Genomic DNA, 24,972 nt, shown 5'->3' with positions numbered 1-24,972 from the left:
GGGCTGCTGCGCAGCCCAACGCGGGGCAAGCCCGCTCGCCACAACAAGCCCGCTCACCACAACAAGCCGGCTGACCACAACAAGAAGCCCGTTTGCCACAACAAGCCCGCTCGCCACGCTCAGGAGGCCAGGCTTTTCCTGAACCGCGCCAACGCCACGGCAAAGAACAGCAGGCCGATCCCTGCCAGCGCCAGCAGGTCCGGCCACACCACGCTAGCGCCCGCATCGCGGAACAGGATCGCTGCGCTCAGGCTCACAAAGTGCGTCGACGGCGAAGCCTGCATCACCCACTGCAACCACTCGGGCATGCTGTCCAGCGGGGTACTGCCGCCGGAAAGCAGCAGCATCGGGATGATCACCGGGATCGCCAGCAAGCCGAACTGAGGCGTCGAGCGGGCGAGGGTGGCGAGGAAAATGCCCAGGGCCGTGCTGGCAAACAGGTACAGCGCGGTCACGAACAGAAATAACGCCAGCGAGCCGGCCAGCGGTACGCCGAGCAAGCCCTTGACCACCACTTCCAGGGATAGCCAGGTACACAGCACGACCACCAGCATGTTGCTCCAGATTTTCGCCAGCATGATTTCCAGTGCTGTCAGCGGCAGTACCAGCAAGTGGTCGAGGGTGCCGTGTTCACGCTCGCGCAGCAGGGCGGTGCCGGTGAGCACGATGGCGAGGATGGTGATGTTGTTGACGATCTGGATCACCGCCAGGAACCAGCCACCCTCCAGGTTGGTATTGAACAGCGCCCGGGTGGTCAGTTGCGCTGGCGCTTTCGCGGCGCTATCCGCCTGGCCGCTGTAGGTGAGCAACTCGCGCTGGAAAATCCGGCCGATGTAGCCGGCGCCCATAAAGGCCTGGCTCATCGCCGTGGCGTCGACGTTCACCTGTACGGCGGGCTGTCGACCGGCCAACAGGTCGGCCTGGAAGTTCGCCGGTACGTTGATCACGAAGGTGTACTGGCCGCTGTCCATGACCTTGTCCAACTGGTCGTACGCCAACGGTGCGGGTGGCTGGAACTCGGGCGGTTGCAGCGCTTCGGCCATCTGTCGCGAGAGCGGGCTGTGGTCTTCGTCGACAAATGCCACGCTGGCATGGTGCACCCCAATCACCGAGCCCGCGGCGGGCATATAGATCGCCACCGTGAAGGCGTAGAACAGAAACAGCAGCAACACACTGTCGTGGCGCAGGCTGGTCAGCTCCTTGATCCCCAGGCGCAGGATATGCGCAAACTTGTGCATCAGGCCTCCTGCTTCTTGAGCATGATCAGGCTCAGTCCGGTAAAACCGAGGAAAAATCCGAACAGCGCCAGGCACTGTGGCCACAACTGTCGCAAGTCCAGGGCCTTGGTGAAGGTGCCCACCGCAATATCGAGAAAGTGCCCCGCCGGAAACAGCATGCCCATCACCGCCGCCGCGCCCTCCAGGGACGAGCGCGGCACGATCAGCCCGGAGAACTGGATGGTCGGCAGGCTGGTGATGATCATGGTGCCGAGGATCGCCGCGATCTGGGTGCGCGTGAATGCGGAAATCAGCAGGCCCATGCTGGTGGTGGCGAGCACGTACAGCAGGCCGCCAAACGCCAGGGTCAGGGCGCTGCCCTTGAACGGCACGCCGAACAGCCAGCGGTTCATCGCCACCAGTACAGCCAGGTTCACCAGGCTCACTGCCAGGTAGGGCGCCTGTTTGCCCAGCAAAAACTCCAGGCGGGTCAGGGGCGTGGCATAGAAGTTGGTGATCGAGCCCAGCTCCTTCTCGCGCACGATGCCCAGGGCCGTCAGCATGGCCGGTATAAAGGCCAGGATCAGCGCCATGACGCCCGGGCCGATGGCATTTACGCTGACCACGTCCTGGTTATAGCGGAAGCGGGTTTCCAACTTGGCGGCAGCTTGTGTGTTCGAGGGCGAGCTGCTCAGTTCGGCCAGTTGTTCGAGGTTGCCCTGGTGCACGGCCTCGACATAGTTGCGGCTGGTTTCCGCGCGAAACGGCATGCCGCCGTCGAGCCACGCGGCCACGGTGGGCTGGCGACCGGCGTAAAGATCACGACCAAAGCCCGGCGGGATTTCCAGCGCCAGTTTGATTTCCGAGCGTTGCAGGCGCCGATGCAGTTCGTTGGCATCCTGGATTGGCGTTTGCTCGGCGAAATAGCGCGAGCTGCGAAAGGCTTCCAGGTAGGCACGGCTTTGCGGAGTCTGGTCCTGGTCGTAGACGGCAAAGGCGAGGTTTTCCACATCCAGGGAAATGCCGTAGCCGAAGATCACCATCATGAACATCGCCCCGAGCAGGGCGAAGGCCATGCGCACCTTGTCGCGCAAGAGTTCCTTGCCTTCGCGACTGGCCACGGCCAGTAGGCGCGCCAGGCTGAACCCGCGCTTGCTCACAGGCGGTGCAGTGGTTTCGCTGACGGTGGCGGTAGGCGCCGTCGGTTCCGGTTCGCCCTGGGCTTGCTCCAGGCACGTGACAAACGCGGCTTCAAGGGTGTCGCCGTGGAACTGCTGTTGCAGTGCGTCGGGCGTGTCGCAGGCCAGCACCTTGCCCGCATGCATCAGGGAGATGCGGTCGCAGCGCTGGGCTTCGTTCATAAAGTGAGTGGACAGGAAGATCGTCACCCCCTGTTCGCGCGATAGCTCGATCAGCAACCGCCAGAAATCATCCCGCGCCGCTGGGTCTACGCCTGAGGTCGGTTCATCGAGGATCAGCACCTCGGGGCGATGCAGCACCGCCACGGCCAGCGACAACCGTTGGCGCAGGCCAAGGGGCAGTTCACCGGACGGCTGCTCGGCGACTTCGCCCAGGTCGAAACGCTGGATCAGTTCGTCGATCCGCGGGCCACTGTCGGCCTTGGGCAAGTCGAACAACTGCGCATGCAACGCCAGGTTCTGGCGCACGCTGAGTTCGCCATACAGTGAGAAGCTCTGCGACATGAAGCCCACGCGCTTGCGGGTGGCCAGGTCCTTGGCGTTCACCGGATTGCCCAGCAACGTGGCACTGCCTTCGGTGGCCGGCATCAGGCCGGTGAGGACCTTCATGGTGGTGGTCTTGCCGCAACCGTTTGAACCGAGGAAACCGAAGATCTCGCCACGGCCAATAGCGAAGCTGACCTTGTTGACTGCCGTGAAGTCGCCGAAGCGCAGGGTCAGGTCGTGGGCTTCGATGGCGATATCGGTGTTGGCGCTTGCCCTGGGCGGGATCACCAGTGGCTGGTTGTTGTGGGCGCTGTCGCCCTGGAAGTGGGTGAAGGCTTCATCCAGTTTTCCGCTGGGTGTGGCCGCCGCCAGTTCGCTGCTAAGCCCGTTGGCGATCAGTTTGCCGCGATCGAGCATCAGGCAATGTTCGAACTGCTCGGCCTCCTCCATGTAGGCCGTGGCCACCAGCAGGGTCAGTTGCGGGCGCTCGGCACGTACGGTATCGACCAGTTCCCAGAAGCGTCTACGCGACAGCGGGTCGACGCCAGTGGTGGGCTCGTCAAGGATCAGCAGGTCCGGGTCGTGGATCAGTGCGCAGCACAGGCCGAGCTTCTGTTTCATCCCGCCCGAGAGTTTGCCGGCCGGGCGCTCGGCGAAACGGGCGAGGTCGGTGGCCAGCAGCAGGTTGTGCATGCGCTGGTCGCAGTCGGCTTTCGACAGGCCAAACAGCGTGGCGAAGAAGCGGATGTTTTCGCTGATGGACAACTCGGGGTACAGGTTGCCGCCCAGGCCCTGGGGCATAAAGGCGATACGCGGGTACAGGCTGTTGCGATGGCGGCGGTCGGCGATGGAGCCGCCGAGCACCTCCAGTTGGCCTTCCTGAAGGTGTTTAACCCCGGCGATCAAGCCCAGCAGGCTCGACTTGCCCGCGCCATCCGGGCCTATCAGCCCGCAGCGCGTACCGGCGGGCAGGCTGAAGGCGATGTCGATCAGCGCCTGTTGCTTGCCATAGCGGTGCTGAACACCTGTGGCGTGCAGCGCCAGGTCGGTCATTTCAGGTTGGCCGGCCAGTCGATGTCAGCCGTACGCACATAGCCGGCGCCGGGCATACCGGGCTTGGCCTGCGGCACGGCGCTGGGTTGGGTCAGGCGCAGTTTGACGCGGAATACCAGTTTCTGGCGTTCATCGCGGGTTTCCACTTCCTTGGGCGTGAATTGCGATTTGGCCGCGACAAAGCTGATTTTGGCAGGCAGCGGTTGGTCGGGGAGTGCATCGAGGAGGATGCGTGCATCGCTGCCGACGGTCAGCCGGCCGGTCACAGAGGCGGGCAAGTAGAGGTTCATGTATTGATCTTGGGGGTCGATCAGCAGCAACACGCGCCCACCGGCGGCGAGCACTTCGCCCGGTTCAGCCAGGCGTAGCTGGATAATGCCGTCGATGGGCGCGCGCAGGCTGCTGTCATCGATTTCGCTGGTGAGTTGCGCCACCTGGGCTTCGGCGGCGCCGATGGCCGCCTTGACCGAATTGACCTGGGCTTGGGCCGCGACTACGGCCGCATTGCCGGTGTTCTGGCGAGCCTGCTGCTGGTCGATCAGCTGGCTGCTGGCAAAGCCGCGCGCGTATAGCTCCTGCGTACGCTTGAGCTCCTGATGGGCCAACAGTTGCTCGCTTTGGCGCAGTTGCACATTGGCTTCGGCAGCGGCGAAGTTTTCCTTGGCGCGCAGCACCTCGGCTTCAGCCTGGGCGCGCTGGGCCTCCAGGGTGCGGGTGTCCATGCGCGCCAGCAGTTGGCCCTTGAGCACCTTGTCGCCTTCATCCACGCGCACTTCGGCGAGGCGCCCGGGTATCTTGGCGGCAATCTGCACCTCAGTGGATTCCAGGCGACCGTTGCCCATGCTCAAGCCTTCGGGCAGGCGGTCCTGGGTGGATTTCCAGTAACCGAAGCCGCCGGCGGCGAGCAGCAACACAATCAGGAGCGAGGCAAACAGCTGGGAGGTGCGATGGTTCGTCGACATGAATGCATCCTGCGGCGTTAGCGTCCTAGTTTGACCGGCCTTGCCTCAGAAGGCGTTGATACCGATCAAATGAACTGAAGGAGCGAGCTGGCTCGCGAAAAATGTAAACGATAACGCGACCAGCCTGGAAGGTCGCGGTGAAGCTGCGCTCTTCGCGAGCAAGCTGGCTCCTGCCGTCAGCGTAGCGCCAAGACCGCGGCCCATTGCTCGGCGGTAACCGGCATCACCGAGAGACGGCTGCCTTTTTGCACCAGAGGCAGCTCGGCAAGGGCGGCTTGCTGCTTCAGGTACCCCAGGCCCAGTACGCTGGGGAACGTCTCGACATGGGCCACGTTGATCGCGCTCCATGGATTTTTCTCCGGGCTGGCCTTGGCGTCGAAATAGTGGCTGTCCGGCTCCAGTGCGGTCGGGTCCGGGTAGGCGGCCTCGACGATGGTGCCGATGCCGGCAATACCAGGCTCGGGGCAGCTGGAGTGATAGAAGAAAAATTGGTCACCCACCGCCATCGCCCTCAGGAAGTTGCGCGCCTGATAGTTACGCACCCCATCCCAGCGGGCTTCGCCAAGCGTTTCCAGGCCTTTGATGGAGAGTTCGTCGGGCTCGGATTTCATCAGCCAATAGGCCATTTGGGGGCTCCTGAAAAAGGCGTTGGGCAAGTTGTCAGGCAATTCCATGACAAACCGACAGTCGGTTGACGCCAAGGTTTGCGTGTTGGTTCACGTTAACGCAGAATGCCGGGATTTTAAGCTTGACGCAGCTGCAACGGACTACTTTGGAACGTTGTTGTCATCGTGTACGAGATGCCTGAAGGGGGGCAATCGATGCAACGTAAACCGGATTTACTATGGATATTGGTGATTTTGTTTGGTCTGGGCGTCGTGACCACCGGGTATGCGCAAAGCTTGTGGTCGAACAAGACCGATGCACCCGTTGAACTGGCTCAGCAGCAGCCTAAACCGTTCAAGCGCTGACCCTTATTCAAGGCGCCGCTGACTCCAGTGGCGTCTCTGCGATATACCAATACTTGTCAGTGACCGTGCCCGCCAGCGGCACATCCCAACTCGCCTGCGCCAACCGATCGACCTTCTGACACTCATGGGCCAGCCCCAGCAGCGTCGGCTTGCGCCAGCTATTGCGGCGAGCGAGGTAGGCCAGGCTGCGGTCATAAAAACCACCGCCCATGCCCAGGCGCCCCCCCGCGTCGTCGAACCCCACCAGCGGGAGCAACACCAGGTCCAGCGTCCACACCTTGCGCTGGCGGCAGGCGTTTATCCGGGGTTCGAGAATGCGAAACCGATTGGGCAGCAGTTTTTCCCCTGGGCTCACGCGTTGGAAGACCATCTTGGTTCTCGGCCAGGCGCTGAGTACTGGCAGGTAGGTGGCCTTGCCCCGGCGCTGGGCCGCGCGCAGCAGCAGGCGCGGATCGATTTCACCGTCCGTCGGCAGGTATAGAGAAATATGTTTGGCCCGGCGAAACAGCGGGTGCTGTGCCAGTTGCCGATACAAGCCAAGGGCCGCCCGGCGCTGCTCGCTGGGGGTGAGCGCACGGCGGGCCTTGCGCAACATGCGTCGAAGGTGCGGACGGGAAAGCGGCGCAGGTTCGGTCATGGTTTTCGGCTCATAAAACAATGCCAGTCCTTAAGACTGGCATTGAGTTTGGAAATCAGGCTCCCCGACAGAACCGCTGTCGACTAAGCCCTTGAACCCGAAAGTTCAAGGTGGAAGAAGCAGTAGGCTTTAAGGCTTTCCGTCTAGCGGACATGCACACCAGCCCAACGTGCAACTTCCAGGGTAGTGCGAATCGGCTCCGGGACATCGCCGACTGGCAAGCACGCCAGGGAGTGGGGCGAGTATACCTTAAACAGTCGCGGCAATCAGCCCTTGGGTGCGTCTGAGTCGCTGGAGAGCACCAGATCAACGCGTTCGAGCAGGTCACGCACCTGTTCGCGCGTTGAGCCGCTGGCCTGTACGTCAGGACGTTCCTGCTTGTGCAGCAGATCGTGGGTAATGTTCAGCGCGGCCATCACGGCGATGCGGTCGGCGCCGATGACTTTGCCGCTGCTGCGGATTTCACGCATCTTGCCATCCAGGTAGCGGGCAGCGCTCACCAGGTTGCTGCGTTCTTCCTGGGGGCAAATGATCGAATACTCTTTGTCGAGGATCTGCACGGTAACGCTATTGCTTGAACTCATGAGTCTTGCTCCAGGGCCTTCAGGCGCGAAATCATCGATTCGACCTTACGCCGGGCGATTTCGTTTTTTTCAATGAGGTGAGCGCGTTCCTCGCGCCAGGTCTTTTCCTGAGCTAATAGGAGTCCGTTTTGGCTCTTTAGTTGCTCGACCCGATCAATTAGCAATTCGAGTCTGGCCATCAGCGCTTGCAGGTCGGTGTCTTCCATTGGGTTCCACTGGATTTGTCTGATGAATGGCAACTGCAGGATAAACGATCTGACGCCCTCGATAGTCTTGGTACGTCTGCCGGTGCTAGGATACAGCGCTCCATTCTAGACATTGCGCCGTCTGGCGCCTAGCTCACCATGCCCATTCAGAACTCCCCGTACGATGCTTTTTCCAAACTGCTGAGCACCAGCGGTCATCCTTGCTCGCCTGCCGAACTGCACGGCGTGTTGCTCGGCCGCAGTTGCACCGGCGTTGGCTTTGATGCCGACAACTGGCTGGCCGATGTGGCCGAGTTGCTGGAAACCGAACCGACCGACAACGTGCGTAACGCGCTGATCGGCCTGCAAGAGATGGTCAAGGGCGAGCTGACCGGTGATGACGTCACCGTGGTCCTGCTGCTGCCGACCGACGATGCACCGCTCGCCGAACGCGCCGCCGCACTGGGCCAATGGTGCCAGGGCTTCCTCCACGGTTTCGGCGTGAACGCCGGTGGCCTGGAGCTGAGCACCGATGCCAAGGAAGTGTTGCAGGACCTGGCGGCCATCTCCCAGGTGCAAGACGCCCTGGAAGAGTCCGAAGACGGCGAAGGCGACTACATGGAAGTCATGGAATACCTGCGCGTCGCACCGTTGCTGCTGTTCACCGAGACCAAGAAGTCCGCTGAGCCGGCTGCCCCCAAGCCTTCGCTGCACTGAGAAAGGAAGCCCATCTGCCCATGATCCATATCCCCAAAGCGGAATACACCCGGCGCCGCAAGGCGCTCATGGCGCAGATGGAACCCAACAGCATCGCGATCCTGCCGGCCGCCGCCGTGGCGATCCGCAACCGTGATGTCGAGCACGTCTATCGCCAGGACAGCGACTTCCAGTACCTGAGCGGTTTCCCCGAGCCCCAGGCGGTGATCGTGCTGATGCCCGGTCGCCAGCACGGCGAGTACGTACTGTTCTGCCGCGAGCGCAATGCCGAACGCGAACTGTGGGACGGCCTGCGCGCCGGTACCGAGGGCGCGATCCGCGATTTTGGCGCCGACGATGCCTTCCCCATCACCGATATCGACGACATCCTGCCCGGCTTGATCGAAGGTCGCGACCGGGTGTATTCGGCCATGGGCAGCAACGCTGAATTCGACCGGCACCTGATGGAGTGGATCAACGTCATCCGCTCTAAAGCGCACCTCGGTGCCCAGCCCCCGAACGAATTCGTTGCCCTGGATCATTTGCTCCACGACATGCGCCTGTATAAATCGGCGGCGGAAGTGAAGGTGATGCGCGAGGCTGCGCGAATTTCCTGCGCGGCCCATGTGAAGGCGATGCAGGCCAGCCGCGCCGGCTTGCATGAGTTCAGCCTGGAAGCCGAGCTGGATTACGAGTTCCGCAAGGGCGGCGCGAAAATGCCGGCCTATGGCTCCATCGTCGCCGCCGGGCGCAACAGCTGCATCCTGCATTACCAGCAGAATGACGCCGTGCTCAAGGACGGCGACCTGGTGCTGATCGATGCCGGTTGCGAGATCGACTGCTACGCCAGCGACATCACCCGCACCTGGCCGGTCAATGGCAAGTTCTCGCCGGAGCAGAAGGCGATCTATGAAATCGTGCTGGCCTCCCAGGAAGCCGCCTTTGCCGAGATAGCGCCGAACAAGCATTGGAACCAGGCCCACGAGGCAACCGTGCAGGTCATCACCGCCGGGCTGGTCAAACTGGGCTTGCTGCAGGGTGATGTGGACGAGTTGATTGCCAGCGAAGCCTACCGGGCTTTCTACATGCACCGAGCCGGCCACTGGCTGGGCATGGATGTGCACGATGTGGGCGAGTACAAAGTGGGCGGTGAATGGCGTGTGCTGGAGGTCGGCATGGCATTGACCGTGGAACCGGGGATCTACATATCGCCGGACAACCAGAATGTGGCAAAGAAATGGCGTGGCATTGGCGTGCGCATCGAGGACGACGTGGTAGTGACCAAGCAAGGCTGTGAAATCCTGACCGTCGGCGTGCCCAAGACCGTCGCCGACATTGAAGCCCTGATGGCGGCTGCCCGATGAGCCGGGTCAACCTGGCGATCATCGGTGGCGGCCTGGTGGGCGCCAGCCTGGCGCTGGCATTGCAAGCGGGAGCAAAGGCCCGAGGCTGGAAGATCGTGCTGATCGAACCCTTTGCACCGGGTGACAGCTACCAGCCTAGCTACGATGCACGCTCCTCGGCGCTGTCGTTTGGCGCTCGGCAGATTTACCAGCGCCTGGGGCTCTGGCAGCACATCTCCCGCCGCGCAGAACCGATCAAGCAGATTCATGTGTCGGACCGCGGGCGTTTCTCCACCGCGCGGTTATCCGCCATGGAGGAGGGCGTTCCTGCCCTTGGCTATGTGGTGGAAAACGCCTGGCTCGGCCAGTGCCTGTGGCAAGGCTTGGATAAAGAGGTGGTCAGTTGGCGCTGCCCGGCGGAAGTCACGCGCATGGAACCGCTGCCGGATGGCTACCGCCTGACCCTCAACGATGAAACCGTACTGGAATGCGACCTCGCGGTGCTCGCGGATGGTGGCCGCTCCGGTTTGCGTGAGCAACTGGGCATCGGCGTGAAAACCCGCCCCTACAACCAGAGCGCGCTGATCGCCAATATCACCCCGAGCGAAGCCCACAACGGCGAAGCCTTCGAGCGCTTTACCGATGAGGGGCCGATGGCCTTGCTGCCGCTGCCGGACAACCGTTGCGCGCTGGTGTGGACCCGCATCGGCATGGACGCCCAGCGCTTGGCCAGCCTGGATGAACGCAGTTTCTTGAGTGAGTTGCAGGGCGTGTTTGGTTACCGCCTGGGCACCCTGAAGCAAGTGGGGGCTCGTCACCTGTACCCGCTGACCCTGGTGGAAGCCGAAGAACAAGTCCGCTCCCACCTGGCGATCCTCGGCAATGCCGCCCACAGTCTGCACCCGATTGCCGGGCAGGGTTTCAACCTGTCCCTGCGTGATGCCAATGCCTTGGCCGAGGCCCTGTTGGCCGGGCCGACGGTGCCGGGCGACCTGGCCACCTTGCAGGCCTATCGCGAGCGTCAGCGGCTGGATCAGAAGCTGACCGTGGGCTTCTCCGACCAGGTCACGCGCCTGTTCGGCAGTGCACAGCCGCTGGTCGCCCTGGGCCGCAACATGGGCTTGCTGGGCCTGGACCTGCTGCCACCGGCCAAACGCTGGTTCGCCCGGCAGGCCATGGGCCTGGGTACGCGTCCCGATGCGTAAGTGGCTGGTCGCTCGCCTGGGTAAAGCGCGTTTATTGCGTTGGGTCATGACCCTTTACCCGCCGTATCTGGGCGCGGGGATCAGCGTGCAGCACATGAGCGCCGATTTTCGCCACGTCAAAGTGCGCATGGGCCTGGGGTGGTACAACCGTAACTACGTGGGTACGCAGTTCGGCGGCAGCCTCTATTCGATGGTCGACCCGTTCTACATGCTGATGCTGATGGAGAACCTGGGCCGCGACTACATTGTGTGGGACAAGGCGGCCAGCATCGACTTCGTCTCGCCGGGCAGAGGCCCGGTGTATGCCGAGTTTTCCATCGACGACGCCTTGCTGGATGAGGTGCGTCGACAGACCGCAGGCGGCGAGAAGTATTTGCCCCGCCTCAAGGTCCAGATTCATGACGGCTCCGGCACCCTGGTGGCGCGAGTCGACAAAACCCTTTACGTGCGGCGCAAGCCGCCAGCGAGACAGGCTTAAAGCATGGACATGCGCGCAGATGTGCTGATTGTCGGGGCCGGAATGGTCGGAAGCGCCCTGGCGCTGGCGTTGCAGGGCAGTGGCCTGCAGGTGCTGCTGCTGGACGGCAGCCCGTTGAGCGTCAAGCCGTTCGAACGCGAGGCCGCCTTCGAGCCGCGGGTCAGCGCCTTGTCGGCCGCCAGCCAGCGCATCCTCGAGCGCCTGGGCGTGTGGGACGGCATCGTCGACCGCCGCGCCAGCCCTTACGCAGAGATGCAGGTGTGGGACGGCAGCGGCACCGGGCAGGTCCACTTTTCGGCGGCCAGCGTGCATGCCGAAGTGCTCGGGCATATCGTCGAAAACCGTGTGGTCCAGGATGCCCTGCTTGATCGCCTGCATGACTGTGACCTCGGCCTGCTGGCCAATGCACGCCTGGAGCAAATGCGCCGCTCCGGCGATGACTGGCTGCTGACCCTGGCCGATGGCCGCAAATTGCGCGCGCCGCTGGTGGTGGCCGCCGATGGCGCCAATTCCGCCGTACGCCGCCTGACTGGCACCGCGACCCGCGAGTGGGATTACCTGCATAACGCGATTGTCACCAGCGTGCGCAGCAGCCAGCCGCACCAGCGCACCGCCTGGCAGCGCTTTACCGATACCGGTCCGCTGGCCTTCTTGCCATTGGTGCGCGATGGTCAGGAAGACTGGTGCTCGATCGTCTGGTCGACCACGCCAGCTGAATCCGCACGCCTGATGGCACTTGAGGATGAAAGCTTTTGCCGTGAGCTGGAACGCGCCTTTGAAGGCCGACTCGGCACGGTGCTCAGCGCTGATCCGCGTGTCTGTGTGCCATTGCGCCAACGCCATGCCAAGCGCTATGTGGCCGAAGGCCTGGCGTTGATCGGCGACGCCGCACACGTCATCCACCCGTTGGCCGGGCAGGGCGTGAACCTGGGCTTCCTCGACGCGGCGGTCCTGGCCGAGGTGCTGTTGTCGGCGACTGAACGTGGCGAACGCCTGGCGGATGTGAAAGTGCTGAGCCGTTACGAGCGTCGGCGCATGCCGCACAACCTGGCGTTGATGGCGGCGATGGAAGGCTTCGAGCGCTTGTTCCAGGCCGATCAACTGCCGTTGCGCTGGTTGCGTAATGCCGGGTTGAAAATGGTTGATCAAATGCCGGAAGCCAAGGCGGTATTCGTGCGTCAGGCCCTTGGCCTGACTGGGGATCTACCAGAGTTGGCACGGCCCTGAAGGCGCCGTGCAACATCTGGTAACGCCTCCGCTGAGTGTTTGATTGAGCTGCCAAATGTGAGTCCCTATCATTTGCTTTCAATTTGCATATGAGAGACCGCACCCATGTTGGCACCCAAGCGCCTCCTGACTGCCCTGGCCCTAACCCTTATCGGCAGCACCACCGTGCAGGCGGCCGACGAAGTCGTGGTCTACTCCTCGCGCATCGACGAACTGATCAAGCCGGTATTCGACGCCTACACCCAAAAGACCGGCGTGCAGGTGAAGTTCATCACCGATAAGGAAGCCCCGTTGATGCAGCGCATCAAGGCCGAGGGCGAAAACGCCACTGCCGACCTGCTGCTCACCGTCGACGCCGGCAACCTCTGGCAGGCTGAGCAAATGGGCATCCTGCAACCGTTCACCTCCCCAGTGATCGACAAGAACATCCCTCTTCAATATCGCTCGTCGGCCCATGCCTGGACCGGCTTGAGCTTGCGCGCGCGGACCATCGCCTACTCCACCGACCGGGTCAAACCCGGCGACCTGACGACTTACGAAGCCCTGGCCGACAAACAATGGGAAGGCCGCCTGTGCCTGCGCACGGCGAAAAAGGTCTACAACCAGTCGCTGACCGCCACCCTGATCGAAACCCATGGCGCGGCCAAGACCGAAGAAATCGTCAAGGGCTGGGTCAACAACCTGTCCACCGACGTGTTCTCCGATGACATCGCCGTGCTCGAAGCGATCAACGCCGGGCAGTGCGACGTGGGTATCGTCAACACGTACTACTTCGGCCGCCTGCATAAGCAGAAGCCGGACCTGGCGGTGAAGTTGTTCTGGCCCAACCAGGGCGACCGTGGCGTGCATGTGAACCTGTCCGGTATCGGCCTGACCAAGCATGCGCCGCACCCGGAAGCCGCCAAGGCCTTGGTGGAATGGATGACCACACCTGAGGCACAGAAGATCTTCGCCGACGTGAACCAGGAATTCCCGGCCAACCCGGCGGTGCCACCGTCTGCCGAAGTCGCGACCTGGGGCAAGTTCGTGGCCGATACCTTGCCGGTGGAAGTCGCGGGCAAGCGCCAGGCCGAGGCCATTCGCCTGATGGATCGCGCTGGCTGGAACTGAAGGTGTAAACGCCGCCCCTTTTGTGTCTGCCTTTAGATACTCTTCCCTGGGAATTTGCTCTTGGTCCACCCCGCCCAACGTCGCTGGTACGCGCCGGTCTTTATCGTCGCCGCGCTGGTGCTGCTGCCGCTGAGCGTGCTGTTGCTGTCCTGGCAAAGCATCGATGGGCAGATCTGGTCCCACCTCTGGGAAACCCAGATGCCGCGCTTGCTGGGCAATACCCTGATCCTGGTGCTGGGCGTCGGTATTGGCGTGACCCTGTTGGGCGTAAGCCTGGCCTGGCTGACCAGCCTCTGCGAGTTTCCCGGGCGGCGCTGGCTGGACTGGGCGCTGATGTTGCCCTTCGCGATTCCTGCGTATGTGCTGGCGTTCGTATTTGTCGGCTTGCTGGACTTCTCCGGCCCGGTGCAGACCCTGCTGCGCGACTGGTTCGGCACGGGCCTACGCTGGCCGCGTGTGCGCTCCACGGGCGGCGTGGTCATTGTTTTGGTGCTGGTGTTCTATCCCTACGTCTACCTGCTGGCGCGCACCGCCTTCCTGGCTCAGGGCAAGGGCCTGATGGAAGCCGCGCGCATGCTTGGGCAATCGCCATGGCAGGCGTTCTGGCGCGTGGCCTTGCCCATGGCGCGCCCGGCGATTGGCGCCGGCGTGGCGCTGGCATTGATGGAAACCCTGGCGGATTTCGGTGCGGTCTCGGTGTTCAACTTCGATACCTTCACCACCGCCATCTACAAGACCTGGTACGGCTTTTTCAGCCTCTCCAGCGCGGCCCAACTGGCCAGCCTGTTGCTGTTGGTGGTGATGCTGGTGCTGTACGGCGAACGGCGAGCCCGGGGCGCCAGCCGACCGAGCAATGAACGACCGCGCGGCAAGGCGCTGTACCACCTGCGCGGGTTCAAGGCGGCGGCGGCCAGTGCCTGGTGTGGATTGGTGTTCGCCTGTGCGTTTGTCATTCCGGTGCTGCAACTGGTTGCCTGGTTCTGGCAGCGCGGTCGGTTCGACCTGGATGAACGCTATACCGGCCTGATCGTCCACACGCTGTACCTGGGCGGTACCGCCGCGCTGATCACGGTCAGCGTGGCGTTGATTCTGGCGTTCGCCAATCGCCTGGCGCCGACCAGGGCAATTCGCTCCGGCATCAGCCTGGCGAATGTCGGTTATGCCTTGCCGGGCTCGGTGCTGGCGGTGTCGATGATGTTGGCATTCAGCTACCTGGACCGTGAGTTGGTGGTGCCGCTGTCGGGCTGGCTCGGCGGTGCGGGCAAGCCGTTGTTGCTCGGCAGCCTGTCGGCACTGCTGCTGGCGTACTTGGTGCGCTTCCTCGCGGTGGCCTACGGGCCGCTGGAAAACAGCCTGGCACGAATCCGTCCATCGTTGCCGGAGGCGGCGCGCAGTCTTGGGGTGAGCGGCCCACGACTGTTTTGCAAGGTGTATCTGCCGTTGCTGCTACCCGGGACCCTGAGCGCTGCGTTGCTGGTGTTCGTCGACGTGCTCAAGGAAATGCCCGCCACCCTGCTGATGCGCCCGTTTGGCTGGGACACCCTGGCGGTGCGGATTTTTGAAATGACCAGCGAAGGGGAGTGGGCGCGGGCTTCCTTGCCGGCGCTGACCCTGGTGTTGGTGGGCTTGCTGCCGGTGATCGGGCTGATCCGTCGCTCCGCCCGACAAATCGGCTAGGTGCCAGTCCTACAGCTTGCGGCTACAATGCGCGGCATTCGGTGCGGTCCGTCTTTCGGGTCGGGTCGCTGTACGTGGCTGCAGGCCTTGTAATTCAAGGTTTTCAGCGCGAACGGCAACCTTACGCACCTTCGCCAAGCCCGGAAGGAGAAACCCATGGGACAGCGTACGCCTCTGTATGACCTGCATCTCGCCCTAGGCGCGAAAATGGTCGATTTTGGCGGTTGGGATATGCCTCTGCACTACGGCTCGCAAGTTGAAGAGCACCATCAGGTGCGGCGCGACTGCGGGGTGTTCGATGTATCTCATATGACCGTGATCGATGTCACAGGCCCCGAGGCCAAGGAATGGCTCCAGCACCTGCTGGCCAATGATGTCGATCGTCTGCAGGGCTGCGGCCGTGCGTTGTACAGCGCCATGCTCAACGAGCAGGGTGGGGTGGTGGACGACATGATCGTCTACCGCACCGAAACCGGTTATCGGCTGGTGGTCAATGCCGCTACCCGCGATCAGGACATGGCCTGGATGCAGGCTCAGTTGGGCACCTACCAGGCGCAATTGCTCGAGCGGCCCGAATTGGCCATGCTCGCGATTCAAGGCCCCCATGCCCGGCAGAAGATTGCCGAGCTGGTTACCCAGTCCCGCGGCACCCTGATTCATCAGCTCAAGCCCTTCGAAGGCCAGGCCGACGGTGATTGGTTTATCGCCCGTACCGGCTACACCGGCGAAGACGGCCTGGAGATTGTCCTGCCTGCCGACCAGGCGCCGGTTTTTTTCAACGACCTGGTGGGCGCCGGTATTTCTCCTATCGGCCTGGGCGCCCGCGATACCTTGCGCCTGGAAGCGGGCATGAACCTGTATGGGCAGGATATCCACCAAGACGTTTCGCCCCTGGCGGCCAACATGGCCTGGAGCATTGCGTGGGAGCCGGCCGAGCGCCGTTTCATCGGCCGCGCCGCGCTGGAAGCCGAACTGGGGGCCGGTGTGCAGACCAAATTGGTCGGCTTGGTGCTGGAAGAGCGTGGGGTTTTACGCGCTCACCAAGTGGTTCGTATCGCCAATGTTGGCGAAGGAGAGATCACCAGTGGTAGTTTCTCTCCTACGCTGAGCAAATCCATTGCCCTGGCGCGCGTACCGATGGCGACTGCCGATCGGGCCGAAGTGGAAATCCGCGGCAAGTGGTACCCGGTTCGAGTGGTCAAACCGACCTTCGTGCGCCATGGCAAAACCTTGATCTAACTTTTCCGGCAGGCCAAAGGCTGCTGACATTTCTTCTTGAGGACACAGACTATGAGCAATATCCCTGCCGACCTGCGTTTTGCCGAAAGTCACGAATGGGCGCGTCTGGAAGCTGACGGTACTGTGACCGTCGGGATCTCCGACCATGCCCAGGAAGCGTTGGGTGATGTGGTGTTTGTTGAGTTGGCCGAGGTTGGCAAAGTGTTTGCGGCGGGTGAAACGGCGGGTGTCGTGGAGTCGGTTAAAGCGGCGTCTGATATCTACTCGCCAGTTGCTGGCGAAGTGATTGCGGTTAACGAAGAGCTGGGCGGCAGCCCTGAGTTGCTGAACTCCGACCCTTACGGTGCCTGGATCTTCAAGCTCAAGCCAAGCAGCGTTGACGCCGACCTGGCCAAACTGTTCGATGCTGCTGCCTACAAGGCCGCCATCGGCGAGTGATTCCGCTGCAGGAGCCGGTCACCCGGCTCCTGCAACAGGCATTCAGCGTTTCAACACAGCCTTCACTGCTGCTACCGACCGCTCCACATCCGCCTCTGTCATCGCCGTGAACATCGGCAACGACACGATCAAACGTCCAACACGCTCCGCCACCGGGAACATGCCTTCCTTGAAGCCCTGTGCCCGATACAGGCTCAACAGGTGGATCGGCGGGTAGTGATAGCCAATGCCGACGCCAAGGGCTTGCATCTGCTCCATGAAGGTGGCGCGGGCGGGCAGGCCGTCCTGACGTTCCGGCAGCACCAGTTGGAACAGGTGCCAGTTGCTGTTTTCAAAGTCCGGCGGCGGCAGTTGCGCGCCGTACTTCTCTTCAAAGTCACTGCCGAAACACTTGAAGTAGTGCTGTGCCAGGTGCCGGCGATGGGCGGTGATCTTCTCGATATGGGCAAATTGCCCCAGGCCGATGGCAGCAGCGATATCAGTCATGTTGAACTTGCCGCCCAACACGTCCACGTCCAGGCCGTCGAAGCCGGTTCGGGTCACCCCCTGCAAGCGATACTTTTCCGCCAGGCGGGCTTCCTCGGCGTTGTTCAACACCAGGCAACCCCCCTCGGAGGAGGTGATGTTCTTGTTGGCCTGGAAGCTGAAGGACACAAAGTCACCCGTGGCCCCAATGCGCTCGCCATCCCAGCTGGAACCCAGGGCCTGGGCAGCGTCTTCGACGATGCGCAGGTTGTATTTGTTGGCCAGCGCGTAAAGCAGCGGCATGTCCACGGGCAAGCCCGCCAGGTACACAGGGATGATCGCTTTGGTACGCGGGGTGATGGCCGCTTCCACCTGGGCCAGGTCGATATTGCGGGTCACCGGGTCAATATCGGCAAACACCGGTGTGGCGCCCACTTCGAGAATCACGTTGGCCGTGGCGACCCAGGAGATCGGTGTGGTGATGACTTCATCGCCAGGCCCGATACCGGCGATGCGCAAGGCGATCTCCATGGTGCAGGTGCCTGAGTTGAAGGTGCGCACGGGGCGGCCGCCAAAGTATTCCGACAGCTGTGCCTCGAATGCCTGCACTTTCGGCCCGCTGGTGATCCAGCCCGAGCGCAGTACATCGCCGACCGCCGAGATGGTGGCTTCATCGATGGTGGGTTTGGAAAACGGCAGAAAGGGCTGTTGGCTCATGACGACGAAGGCATCCGTTTCAGATAGACGATGAGAGAAAAAATGGATCAGTACCGGCATGGTTGCACGGCTCGACTGAATATAGCCTGTCGCCTGTGAATGAATCGTCAGCCGTTGCAAAAAGATCCGCCCGGTGGGCCGCATCTCGACAATAAGGGTCAGAAGGCCATTCGAGTTTCAAGAAACAGATTCTGCTCCTTGAGCTTGCCCTTGAGCTGTTCATCCCGTGCGTTTATGCGGTTGGCAAAGGTGTTGTAGCCGGTTTCAACATTGCCCATGCCCACATAGCGATAGCCCACCCCCAGGGTTGTTTCGTCACTGACCTTGGCGTCCAGTCCCAGGCCAACGCTATAGGCGAGATTGTACTGGCGGTGACTGGCGAAGCGCCGGGTGTCGTTGGCCTGGGTACCGTTGGCGTCAATCCGAGCCACGCCCACGCCGGCCATGCCGTAAAACGACAGCCAGGGGGTGATCGGAATGTCTTTGTAGCCATTGAGCATTAAACGCTGGCTTCGTGTGTGCAGGCTGTTGACGTTGGCGTTGAAAGGCGCCCAATAGGACTTGAACGTCGAGTTGCCAGGCAGGGTGTATTCGCCCTCCAGGCGCCAGCCTTCCCTGAGCGCGTAACCGGCCGCGAAGGAGCCGGTGAACGTTTTGGCGTTGTTGGGGCCGTCTACCCGCGCGGTGACACGGGGGCTGGTCAGCAGAGCATTGGCAAGGTCCTGGCGGGCGCTGTTGAGTTTTGCCGAACCATACCAGCCTTCCGCCTGTGTGGTAGGGCTGGCGGTCGCGGCGAGTAACAGGGCGAAGGACAGCTTTTGCATGGTCGTCGATTCACTTTGATGTAAAAGGGGATCGATAGCTTGTTGCGGAGGGGGATCTAGCGTGAACAGGACTTCTCTGGCATTCATGGGCGAAGCCGACGCCATTGGCTAATGAATTACCAGCCCTGGCTGTAGGATATCGGCGCAAAAAAAATGCCGCTTCAAAAGCGGCATTTTTCATGGGGCAGTGTTACTCGGAAGCGATGGCGTTTTTCGCCAGGATGGCATTGGCCAGTTCCATGTCCGTGGCTTTCAGGCCAGGGTTATCGGCACGGACCTTCTGCATCGCAGCCTCCAGGTACGGGCCACGGATGCCGCCGTCGCTGGCAACGAAGCTGCCGGCGTCGTCCTGGGCGGCAACCACCAACTTATGGTCCTTGAATGTCAGGTAAGTCGAGCCGGTAGTCGCGCCCGAGGAGATGACATTGCGCCAGAAACTGTCGGCCATGGCTGAGCCGACGGGGAGGGAAAGCACAGCGAGGGTTGCGACAGCATATTTGAGACGCATGATGGGTGACTCCGGGTGGGTTATCTGTACATTATGATTGTGGTTAGCCCAGCCGAGTTCCATCACTGACTAAACAGTTTCAATTTTCAGAATCGCGCCATCCTGGCCAACGACCCGTACTTGAGCGCCTACAGGCATATCCGGGCCGGTCACGATCCATACGCCATCACCGACTTTTATCTTGCCGCGCCCATCGACAATTGCCTGATGCACTATGAAGGTGCGGCCGATCAGCTCGGAGCCGCGCATGTTCAGCCCTGGCTGGTCGCTGGCCTTGGCGCTGCTGCGTTGGCGTTTCCACCAATACACCGCCGTCAGGATCGACAGGAGGGCGAACAGCAGCAGTTGCCATTCCAACCCGAGCGGCGGTACCAGGAACTTGATCACGCCCACGGCGGCGGCGGCGATCCCCATCCACAGCAGATAACCCCCGGCGCCGAACACCTCAAGAATCAACAACACAGTGCCCAGCGCCAGCCAATCCCAGAACGATAGATGCTGCAGGAAATCCCACATGTCGATCGCCTCAGCCTTTCTTGTTATCGAACGTGGCCTTGACGATCTCGCCGATACCACCGACTGCACCGATCACCTGGCTGGCTTCCAGCGGCATCAGGATCACTTTGCTGTTATTGGCCGAAGCCAGCTTGCCCAGGGCATCGATGTATTTTTGCGCGACGAAGTAGTTGATGGCCTGCACGTTACCGGTGGCGATCGCTTCGGAAACGACCTGGGTCGCACGGGCCTCTGCTTCAGCCTGACGCTCACGGGCTTCGGATTCCAGGAACGCAGCCTGGCGGCCACCTTCGGCTTCAAGGATCTGTGCCTGCTTCTTGCCTTCGGCGGTCAGAATCGCCGACGCCCGCAGGCCCTCGGCCTCCAGAATCTGCGCACGCTTGATCCGCTCGGCTTTCATCTGGCCGGACATGGCGGCCATCAGGTCCGCAGGTGGGCTGATGTCCTTGATCTCGATCCGGGTGATCTTGATGCCCCACGGCGCGGTGGCTTCGTCGACCGTGCGCAGCAGTTTTTCGTTGATGCCGTCACGTTGGCTGAGCATGGCGTCCAGCTCCATGGAGCCGAGGACGGTACGGATATTGGTTTGCAGCAGGTTGCGGATAGCATGCTCGAGGTTGTTCACCTCGTAGGCCGCCTGGGCTGTGTTGACCACCTGGAAGAAGCACACGGCGTCGATCTGCACGGTGGCGTTGTCGGCGGTGATCACTTCCTGGGGAGGGATATCCAGCACGCTTTCCATCACGTTGATCTTGCGACCGATACGGTCCATGACCGGGATGATGATGTTGAGGCCCGGCTTGAGCGTGTTGGTGTAGCGCCCGAAACGCTCCACGGTCCACTGGTAGCCTTGGGGCACGACCTTGAAACCCATGAAGAGAATGGCGACAGCCAAACCCACGAAAAGAAGCAGTACGGTTCCGATCTGCATAGCGATTCCCTATCTGTTGGTGTCAGTGAAACGACGTTCGGCCGATTGTAGCGGTGTTGTCACGGATAAGAACGATTTCACGGTTCGACAAGCAAAGGATTTGTATCTGAATCCCCGGGCGTTACTCGTAATACTTCAGCCAGTGTGGTCAGCCCGGCGTTGACCTTGCGCAGGCCGGCGATACGCAGGCTGCACATGCCTTGTTTGAGCGCGGCCCGGCGCAAGGCCTGCACATCGGCGCCGGGGGTGATCAACGCTTTGAGCGTTTCGTCCATGACCATGATTTCGTACACGCCGGCCCTGCCTCGGTAACCGCTGTCTCGGCACTGCGCGCAGCCCACAGCTTTGTAGCGCTCATCCGCGACACGCTTGCAGTGCGGGCACAACAGCCGCACCAGGCGCTGCGCCATCACTCCAATCAGCGTAGCTTTGATCAAATAATGAGCAATTCCTAGTTCCTGTAAACGGCTGATAGCGCTGGGTGCATCGTTGGTGTGCAGCGTCGACAGTACCAGGTGCCCCGTCAATGCAGCCTGAATCGCCATTTCGGCGGTTTCCCTGTCGCGAATCTCGCCGATCATGATGATGTCCGGGTCTTGGCGCAGCAGGGCACGGATACCGCTGGCGAAGGTCAGGTCGATATTGGACTGCACCTGCATCTGGTTGAACGCCGGCTCGACCATCTCGATGGGGTCTTCCACCGTGCACAGGTTGACCTCGCGGGTCGCCAGTTGCTTGAGCGTGGTGTAAAGGGTGCTGGTCTTGCCCGAGCCGGTAGGGCCGGTGACCAGGATGATGCCACTGGTCTGGCGAACCATGGTGTGCCAGCGCCGCTGGTCTTCGGTGGGTAAGCCCAACTGATCGAAGTCCTTGAGTAGCACCTGGGGGTCGAAAATCCGCATCACCAGTTTCTCGCCGAACGCCGTGGGCAAGGTCGACAGGCGCAACTCCACTTCGGCGCCCGCCGGGCTTTTGGTCTTGACCCGGCCGTCCTGGGGTTTGCGTTTCTCCGCCACGTTCATCCGTCCGAGGCTTTTCAGGCGGCTGACCACGGCCACCGTTACCTGGGACGGAAATTGATAGACATCATGCAGCAACCCATCGATGCGAAAGCGCACCCGGCCCTGGTCCCGGCACGGTTCGACATGGATATCACTGGCGCGTTGGCCGAACGCGTACTGCAGTAGCCAGTCGACAATGTTGACGATGTGCGCGTCGTTGGCGTCCGGCTCCTGGTCGCCGATGCCGAGGTTGAGCAGGTCGAAATGGCCCGGCGCTGCCATCTTGAGATCCGCGCCGCTGACCGACTTGGCCAGCCGGTAGAACTGCGCGATACAACGCTGGATATCCTGGGGATTGGCGACCACCCGCTTGATCGAGCGCTTGAGCACCTGCGCCAGCCCGGCTTCCCAGGCGGTGACATGGGGTTGGGCGCTGGCGATGGTGACGCTCTGCGCGTCCACGGCCACCGCCAGGATGGCGTGGCGTTGGGCAAAGGCGTGGGACATCAGCGGCACCACGGTTGCCACGTCGATTTTCAGGGGGTCGATACGCAGGTAGGCTTGCCCGGTGTGTCGGGCAAGCCATTGGGTCAGGGTTTCCAGGCAAGGGCCCAGGGCCGCGATGTGTTCCAGTGGGTGCTGGGTGTCGCTGGCCGGCAGCGTCGCCAGGCGCTGTGCCATGTCGGGCGTGATCAGCCCTTCTTCGAGCAGGGCCGGCAACAACGGGTGCAATTCCAATCGATGATCAACGGGCATGAGGCGTTTCCTGGGAGGCGTGATCCCAGGCTAGTCAGCCGCCAGCGTTCCTCCTCCCGATGTGTATTGCAGGCTTTTACTGGGCTCCCGCCGCCAGCGCCTGGGGCCGCACGGCATCGGCAGGCCAAACCTCGAGCGTGCACACGCTGATCAGGTTTCGAATCTTTTCACCAATCACCTGGGCACGGTGCCAGCTCAGGCCATCCATCACGATATCGAGGGTCAGCAGGTCTTCCTGCCGGTTCACATTGACCTGGCGCGGAGTCAGGAACTGCAACGCGAAATAGTTGAGTACCCGGCACAGCACATCCGGCTCAGCCTCGGCGACGATCTGATAATGCGCCTGGCAGTGAGCACTATCGACGGCCCAGGCATCGACGCGGCAAACGGAATGGGTGGTTTCAACGGCGTGCATGTTGGCTCTCCAGTTTCGACTGGAGAAATTTTTACATTCGCCAACGGAGATTTCTTATCTAAAATGGGCAATATTCACGCGTACTCGAATAATTCTATTCAATTTAAGCCACTAAGCAGGTTGTTTTATGCGTAGCGAGTTGGACGTCTATGATCGCCGCATCCTGGCCTTGCTGCAGGAGGATGCTTCGCTCTCCAGCGCGCAGATCGCCGAACAGGTCGGGCTGTCCCAGTCACCTTGCTGGCGGCGCATCCAGCGGCTCAAGGAGGAAGGGGTGATCCGCGGCCAGGTCACCCTGTTGGATCGCAAGAAAATCGGCCTCAATACGCAGATTTTTGCCGAGGTCAAACTCAACGCCCACGGGCGATCCAACTTCACTGAGTTTACCGAGGCGATCCGCGGCTTTCCGGAAGTGCTGGAGTGTTATGTGCTGATGGGGGCGGTGGATTTTCTGCTGCGTATCGTCACCTCGGATATCGAGGCGTACGAGCGGTTTTTCTTTGAGAAGTTGTCGATGGTGCCGGGGATTCAGGAGGTCAACTCGATTGTGGCACTGTCCGAGATCAAGTCGACCACTAGCCTGCCAGTATTGCGTTGACTGTACCGGCCTTATCGGGGGCAAGCCCCCTCCCCCATTTGCGAATGTGGGAGGGGGCTTGCCCCCGATGGTGGTATTACAGACGCAGCAGGGTTTTCCAGGCACGGTTCTGATACACCGCGATGGCCTGATGCATGCGCGCATCCAGCGATTCATCGGTGATCGGCTGGTTGGCCAGTTGTGCCAGTTTGTTCAGCTCGCCGTACAAACGGTCCAGCTCCGGGATGTCCACCACCTGGCGTGCATGGTGCAGCCAGGCCTGGATGCGTTCGATGCGCGGCAGTTGCTCGGCGAGGTCTTCCGGTTGCTGCTGGTAGCGCGGCAGTTGCAGGGCGACGGCATCTTCGGCCAGCAGGCGCGGCAGCCAGTTGGTGATTTGCGCAGCACCCTGACGGTTGCCGCGTACGTTGCGGTCGGCGGTCCAGGTGCGGTTCAGCAACCAGCGGGAGGTGTTCAGCGAGAACAGGCCCCAGCGTACGTCAGTCAATTCTTCAGCGAACTGTTCCGGCGCGGCTTTGCGAATGTCTTCGTCGTCATCACCGGCCTGGACCAGCGGGCGCCAGTCTTCCAGCAGGGCGTCGAGGGCGCTGCGCAGTTCGCTGGTGGATTGGCGCGGGGCGGCCTGGCCGAGGCTGCCAAGCAGGGCACGCAGTTCGCCGAGGTTGTCGACCCAGTCTTGCAACAGGCGCCAGTGGCCATTGAAGCGGTATTGCTCGGCCAGGCGCTGGCTGCTGCCCAGCAGGTGCCACATGATCGCGGCGAAGGCGTCGTCCAGCGGCATTTCAGCCTGCAATTGGGGCGCCGGTAGGCTCAGTGAGTAGCTGCTGGCGTCGTACAGGCGGTAGCCGCGCTCAGCCTTGCTGATGTCACACGGCATCAGGGCCAGGGTCTCAGCCAGTTCAGCGGCCAGCTCCAACAGGGCGGACGGTTCGCCTTCACGCAGTTCCAGTTCCAGCTCGCAGATTTCTTCTTTCTGCTTGCCAGCCACCACATGGCCCAGGTCCAGGGCGGCTTCGATCACCACCTTGGCTTTGCCGCGGCCCCAAGCGATTTCGGCGCGTTCGCGCACGAAGTCGGTGGTGAAGATTGGCTTGAGGGTTTTCTTGTCCAGCTCGGCCAGTTGCTCGGGCCAGCATTCGCCGTCGAGTTTCTTGACGTCGAGCTTGGCTTTGGGCAATTCCCAGTTGTATTCGTTACGTTCCGACAAGCCAGCGACGCTTTGGCCACGGGTCTTGAGGGTCTGGATAATGTCGTCACCGTCCTTGCGCAGGCGCAGGGCAACCTTGGCCTGGGCCAGGTCGCGCTCGGGGGTGTCGAAATACTGGTTCATCAACTCACGGCGTTCCCAGCCACTTTTGTTGCGTTTTTTCAGTAGCGGGTGCTCACGCAGCGCGGCGAGTGTTTCGCGGCTGACGCGGAGCTTGATTTCGGTTTCTTTCTGCATGGCCGGAAAATCCAGGATCGGGAGCGCAGCCGGGGAAAAGAGTGGCTGCCAAGGTCGTGCAGTGTACAGGACTGAGCCCGGCAGCGCGCC

26 protein-coding genes and 1 other RNA gene are annotated in these 24,972 nt (G+C 61.8%); 11 read left to right on the top strand and 16 right to left on the bottom strand.

Going from position 1 to position 24,972, the window contains the following annotated elements; all coding sequences use genetic code 11:
* Window positions 1-119: 119 nt before the first annotated feature.
* The 4 genes from ACODSV_RS18645 to ACODSV_RS18630 all read right to left on the bottom strand — a co-directional run bounded on the left by ACODSV_RS18645 (window position 120) and on the right by ACODSV_RS18630 (window position 5,543).
* On the bottom strand, window positions 120-1,238 hold the full coding sequence (locus tag ACODSV_RS18645) for an ABC transporter permease (RefSeq protein WP_024078009.1): 1,119 nt from the start codon (window positions 1,236-1,238) through the stop codon (window positions 120-122).
* Window positions 1,238-3,955 (bottom strand): ribosome-associated ATPase/putative transporter RbbA, encoded by a 2,718-nt coding sequence (gene rbbA, locus ACODSV_RS18640; RefSeq protein ID WP_150095293.1) that lies wholly within the window; start codon window positions 3,953-3,955, stop codon window positions 1,238-1,240. Before rbbA ends, ACODSV_RS18645 begins: the two co-directional genes overlap by 1 nt.
* Entirely contained in the window at window positions 3,952-4,917 is a 966-nt protein-coding gene (locus tag ACODSV_RS18635; protein WP_024078007.1) for an HlyD family secretion protein, read from the bottom strand. The genes rbbA and ACODSV_RS18635 overlap by 4 nt, the downstream gene beginning before the upstream one ends.
* Before the next feature lie 176 nt (window positions 4,918-5,093).
* Window positions 5,094-5,543 carry an EVE domain-containing protein gene (locus tag ACODSV_RS18630; RefSeq protein WP_102625018.1) on the bottom strand — a complete coding sequence of 150 codons (450 nt, stop codon included), beginning with the start codon at window positions 5,541-5,543 and terminating at the stop codon, window positions 5,094-5,096.
* A 195-nt stretch (window positions 5,544-5,738) separates the two neighbouring features.
* On the opposite strand from ACODSV_RS18630, the gene ACODSV_RS18625 reads away from it, so the two are divergent.
* Window positions 5,739-5,888 (top strand): hypothetical protein, encoded by a 150-nt coding sequence (locus ACODSV_RS18625; RefSeq protein WP_024078005.1) that lies wholly within the window; start codon window positions 5,739-5,741, stop codon window positions 5,886-5,888.
* A gap of 7 nt (window positions 5,889-5,895) precedes the next feature.
* On the opposite strand, the gene ACODSV_RS18620 is transcribed toward ACODSV_RS18625, so the two are convergent.
* The 4 genes from ACODSV_RS18620 to ACODSV_RS18605 all read right to left on the bottom strand — a co-directional run bounded on the left by ACODSV_RS18620 (window position 5,896) and on the right by ACODSV_RS18605 (window position 7,315).
* A complete protein-coding gene (locus ACODSV_RS18620) occupies window positions 5,896-6,525 on the bottom strand; it encodes a 5-formyltetrahydrofolate cyclo-ligase (RefSeq protein WP_150055414.1) in 630 nt (209 codons plus the stop codon).
* Between the two features lie 57 nt (window positions 6,526-6,582).
* A non-coding RNA gene (gene ssrS / locus ACODSV_RS18615) (6S RNA) lies at window positions 6,583-6,761 on the bottom strand.
* A 30-nt stretch (window positions 6,762-6,791) separates the two neighbouring features.
* On the bottom strand, window positions 6,792-7,109 hold the full coding sequence (locus tag ACODSV_RS18610; protein ID WP_010207385.1) for a cell division protein ZapA: 318 nt from the start codon (window positions 7,107-7,109) through the stop codon (window positions 6,792-6,794).
* Window positions 7,106-7,315, bottom strand: coding sequence for a TIGR02449 family protein (locus ACODSV_RS18605; RefSeq protein WP_003177365.1), 210 nt, complete (start codon window positions 7,313-7,315; stop codon window positions 7,106-7,108). The genes ACODSV_RS18610 and ACODSV_RS18605 overlap by 4 nt, the downstream gene beginning before the upstream one ends.
* Window positions 7,316-7,453: 138 nt before the next feature.
* On the opposite strand from ACODSV_RS18605, the gene ACODSV_RS18600 reads away from it, so the two are divergent.
* From ACODSV_RS18600 to gcvH, 9 genes are all read left to right on the top strand, one after another.
* Window positions 7,454-8,011, top strand: coding sequence for a YecA/YgfB family protein (locus ACODSV_RS18600; RefSeq protein WP_021492630.1), 558 nt, complete (start codon window positions 7,454-7,456; stop codon window positions 8,009-8,011).
* Window positions 8,012-8,031: 20 nt separating this feature from the next.
* On the top strand, window positions 8,032-9,354 hold the full coding sequence (gene pepP / locus ACODSV_RS18595) for a Xaa-Pro aminopeptidase (RefSeq protein WP_024078003.1): 1,323 nt from the start codon (window positions 8,032-8,034) through the stop codon (window positions 9,352-9,354).
* A complete protein-coding gene (gene ubiH, locus ACODSV_RS18590; RefSeq protein ID WP_024078002.1) occupies window positions 9,351-10,538 on the top strand; it encodes a 2-octaprenyl-6-methoxyphenyl hydroxylase in 1,188 nt (395 codons plus the stop codon). Before pepP ends, ubiH begins: the two co-directional genes overlap by 4 nt.
* On the top strand, window positions 10,531-11,016 hold the full coding sequence (locus ACODSV_RS18585; RefSeq protein ID WP_150055415.1) for a DUF4442 domain-containing protein: 486 nt from the start codon (window positions 10,531-10,533) through the stop codon (window positions 11,014-11,016). Before ubiH ends, ACODSV_RS18585 begins: the two co-directional genes overlap by 8 nt.
* Window positions 11,017-11,025: 9 nt before the next feature.
* Window positions 11,026-12,243 (top strand): 2-octaprenyl-3-methyl-6-methoxy-1,4-benzoquinol hydroxylase, encoded by a 1,218-nt coding sequence (locus ACODSV_RS18580; RefSeq protein WP_190300945.1) that lies wholly within the window; start codon window positions 11,026-11,028, stop codon window positions 12,241-12,243.
* Window positions 12,244-12,348: 105 nt separating this feature from the next.
* A complete protein-coding gene (locus ACODSV_RS18575) occupies window positions 12,349-13,353 on the top strand; it encodes an extracellular solute-binding protein (RefSeq protein ID WP_024077999.1) in 1,005 nt (334 codons plus the stop codon).
* 60 nt (window positions 13,354-13,413) lie between these two features.
* Window positions 13,414-15,030 (top strand): ABC transporter permease, encoded by a 1,617-nt coding sequence (locus ACODSV_RS18570; RefSeq protein WP_150095295.1) that lies wholly within the window; start codon window positions 13,414-13,416, stop codon window positions 15,028-15,030.
* Window positions 15,031-15,186: 156 nt separating this feature from the next.
* Entirely contained in the window at window positions 15,187-16,269 is a 1,083-nt protein-coding gene (gene gcvT / locus ACODSV_RS18565; RefSeq protein WP_150055418.1) for a glycine cleavage system aminomethyltransferase GcvT, read from the top strand.
* Window positions 16,270-16,320: 51 nt separating this feature from the next.
* Complete coding sequence (gcvH, locus tag ACODSV_RS18560) at window positions 16,321-16,707, top strand: glycine cleavage system protein GcvH (protein WP_069077243.1); 387 nt, start codon at window positions 16,321-16,323, stop codon at window positions 16,705-16,707.
* A 42-nt stretch (window positions 16,708-16,749) separates the two neighbouring features.
* Here the strand turns inward: gcvH and ACODSV_RS18555 are convergent, their stop codons facing one another.
* The 7 genes from ACODSV_RS18555 to ACODSV_RS18525 all read right to left on the bottom strand — a co-directional run bounded on the left by ACODSV_RS18555 (window position 16,750) and on the right by ACODSV_RS18525 (window position 22,840).
* Window positions 16,750-17,889: a DegT/DnrJ/EryC1/StrS family aminotransferase gene (locus tag ACODSV_RS18555; RefSeq protein WP_069077242.1), complete on the bottom strand. Its 1,140-nt coding sequence runs from the start codon at window positions 17,887-17,889 to the stop codon at window positions 16,750-16,752.
* A gap of 158 nt (window positions 17,890-18,047) precedes the next feature.
* Entirely contained in the window at window positions 18,048-18,713 is a 666-nt protein-coding gene (locus tag ACODSV_RS18550; RefSeq protein ID WP_150055419.1) for an outer membrane protein, read from the bottom strand.
* Window positions 18,714-18,903: 190 nt separating this feature from the next.
* Window positions 18,904-19,221 (bottom strand): DUF2388 domain-containing protein, encoded by a 318-nt coding sequence (locus tag ACODSV_RS18545; protein WP_041161049.1) that lies wholly within the window; start codon window positions 19,219-19,221, stop codon window positions 18,904-18,906.
* A 69-nt stretch (window positions 19,222-19,290) separates the two neighbouring features.
* On the bottom strand, window positions 19,291-19,737 hold the full coding sequence (locus ACODSV_RS18540) for an NfeD family protein (RefSeq protein WP_150055420.1): 447 nt from the start codon (window positions 19,735-19,737) through the stop codon (window positions 19,291-19,293).
* A gap of 10 nt (window positions 19,738-19,747) precedes the next feature.
* Window positions 19,748-20,668 carry an SPFH domain-containing protein gene (locus ACODSV_RS18535; protein ID WP_024077991.1) on the bottom strand — a complete coding sequence of 307 codons (921 nt, stop codon included), beginning with the start codon at window positions 20,666-20,668 and terminating at the stop codon, window positions 19,748-19,750.
* Between the two features lie 77 nt (window positions 20,669-20,745).
* Window positions 20,746-22,425, bottom strand: a complete 1,680-nt coding sequence (locus tag ACODSV_RS18530; RefSeq protein WP_150055421.1) for a GspE/PulE family protein — start codon at window positions 22,423-22,425, stop codon at window positions 20,746-20,748.
* A gap of 76 nt (window positions 22,426-22,501) precedes the next feature.
* Window positions 22,502-22,840, bottom strand: a complete 339-nt coding sequence (locus ACODSV_RS18525) for a hypothetical protein (protein ID WP_024077989.1) — start codon at window positions 22,838-22,840, stop codon at window positions 22,502-22,504.
* Window positions 22,841-22,967: 127 nt separating this feature from the next.
* On the opposite strand from ACODSV_RS18525, the gene ACODSV_RS18520 reads away from it, so the two are divergent.
* The gene (locus ACODSV_RS18520) at window positions 22,968-23,438 is read left to right on the top strand and encodes an Lrp/AsnC family transcriptional regulator (RefSeq protein WP_024077988.1); all 471 of its coding nucleotides are present in this window, start codon (window positions 22,968-22,970) and stop codon (window positions 23,436-23,438) included.
* Between the two features lie 76 nt (window positions 23,439-23,514).
* Here the strand turns inward: ACODSV_RS18520 and ACODSV_RS18515 are convergent, their stop codons facing one another.
* On the bottom strand, window positions 23,515-24,882 hold the full coding sequence (locus ACODSV_RS18515) for a CYTH domain-containing protein (RefSeq protein WP_024077987.1): 1,368 nt from the start codon (window positions 24,880-24,882) through the stop codon (window positions 23,515-23,517).
* Window positions 24,883-24,972 lie beyond the last annotated feature (90 nt).

The sequence above is a fragment of the Pseudomonas sp. FG86 genome (assembly GCF_057808775.1).
Note: the sequence above shows the minus strand (reverse complement) of the source record. Positions and strands in the feature narration are given on the sequence as shown.

Coding starts and splice junctions, on each gene's coding strand:
- ACODSV_RS18645 (WP_024078009.1), bottom strand. CDS start 1,238: ATGCACAAGTTTGCGCATATCCTGCGCCTGGGGATCAAGGAGCTGACC.
- rbbA (WP_150095293.1), bottom strand. CDS start 3,955: ATGACCGACCTGGCGCTGCACGCCACAGGTGTTCAGCACCGCTATGGC.
- ACODSV_RS18635 (WP_024078007.1), bottom strand. CDS start 4,917: ATGTCGACGAACCATCGCACCTCCCAGCTGTTTGCCTCGCTCCTGATT.
- ACODSV_RS18630 (WP_102625018.1), bottom strand. CDS start 5,543: ATGGCCTATTGGCTGATGAAATCCGAGCCCGACGAACTCTCCATCAAA.
- ACODSV_RS18625 (WP_024078005.1), top strand. CDS start 5,739: ATGCAACGTAAACCGGATTTACTATGGATATTGGTGATTTTGTTTGGT.
- ACODSV_RS18620 (WP_150055414.1), bottom strand. CDS start 6,525: ATGACCGAACCTGCGCCGCTTTCCCGTCCGCACCTTCGACGCATGTTG.
- ACODSV_RS18610 (WP_010207385.1), bottom strand. CDS start 7,109: ATGAGTTCAAGCAATAGCGTTACCGTGCAGATCCTCGACAAAGAGTAT.
- ACODSV_RS18605 (WP_003177365.1), bottom strand. CDS start 7,315: ATGGAAGACACCGACCTGCAAGCGCTGATGGCCAGACTCGAATTGCTA.
- ACODSV_RS18600 (WP_021492630.1), top strand. CDS start 7,454: ATGCCCATTCAGAACTCCCCGTACGATGCTTTTTCCAAACTGCTGAGC.
- pepP (WP_024078003.1), top strand. CDS start 8,032: ATGATCCATATCCCCAAAGCGGAATACACCCGGCGCCGCAAGGCGCTC.
- ubiH (WP_024078002.1), top strand. CDS start 9,351: ATGAGCCGGGTCAACCTGGCGATCATCGGTGGCGGCCTGGTGGGCGCC.
- ACODSV_RS18585 (WP_150055415.1), top strand. CDS start 10,531: ATGCGTAAGTGGCTGGTCGCTCGCCTGGGTAAAGCGCGTTTATTGCGT.
- ACODSV_RS18580 (WP_190300945.1), top strand. CDS start 11,026: ATGCGCGCAGATGTGCTGATTGTCGGGGCCGGAATGGTCGGAAGCGCC.
- ACODSV_RS18575 (WP_024077999.1), top strand. CDS start 12,349: ATGTTGGCACCCAAGCGCCTCCTGACTGCCCTGGCCCTAACCCTTATC.
- gcvT (WP_150055418.1), top strand. CDS start 15,187: ATGGGACAGCGTACGCCTCTGTATGACCTGCATCTCGCCCTAGGCGCG.
- gcvH (WP_069077243.1), top strand. CDS start 16,321: ATGAGCAATATCCCTGCCGACCTGCGTTTTGCCGAAAGTCACGAATGG.
- ACODSV_RS18555 (WP_069077242.1), bottom strand. CDS start 17,889: ATGAGCCAACAGCCCTTTCTGCCGTTTTCCAAACCCACCATCGATGAA.
- ACODSV_RS18550 (WP_150055419.1), bottom strand. CDS start 18,713: ATGCAAAAGCTGTCCTTCGCCCTGTTACTCGCCGCGACCGCCAGCCCT.
- ACODSV_RS18545 (WP_041161049.1), bottom strand. CDS start 19,221: ATGCGTCTCAAATATGCTGTCGCAACCCTCGCTGTGCTTTCCCTCCCC.
- ACODSV_RS18540 (WP_150055420.1), bottom strand. CDS start 19,737: ATGTGGGATTTCCTGCAGCATCTATCGTTCTGGGATTGGCTGGCGCTG.
- ACODSV_RS18535 (WP_024077991.1), bottom strand. CDS start 20,668: ATGCAGATCGGAACCGTACTGCTTCTTTTCGTGGGTTTGGCTGTCGCC.
- ACODSV_RS18530 (WP_150055421.1), bottom strand. CDS start 22,425: ATGCCCGTTGATCATCGATTGGAATTGCACCCGTTGTTGCCGGCCCTG.
- ACODSV_RS18525 (WP_024077989.1), bottom strand. CDS start 22,840: ATGCACGCCGTTGAAACCACCCATTCCGTTTGCCGCGTCGATGCCTGG.
- ACODSV_RS18520 (WP_024077988.1), top strand. CDS start 22,968: ATGCGTAGCGAGTTGGACGTCTATGATCGCCGCATCCTGGCCTTGCTG.
- ACODSV_RS18515 (WP_024077987.1), bottom strand. CDS start 24,882: ATGCAGAAAGAAACCGAAATCAAGCTCCGCGTCAGCCGCGAAACACTC.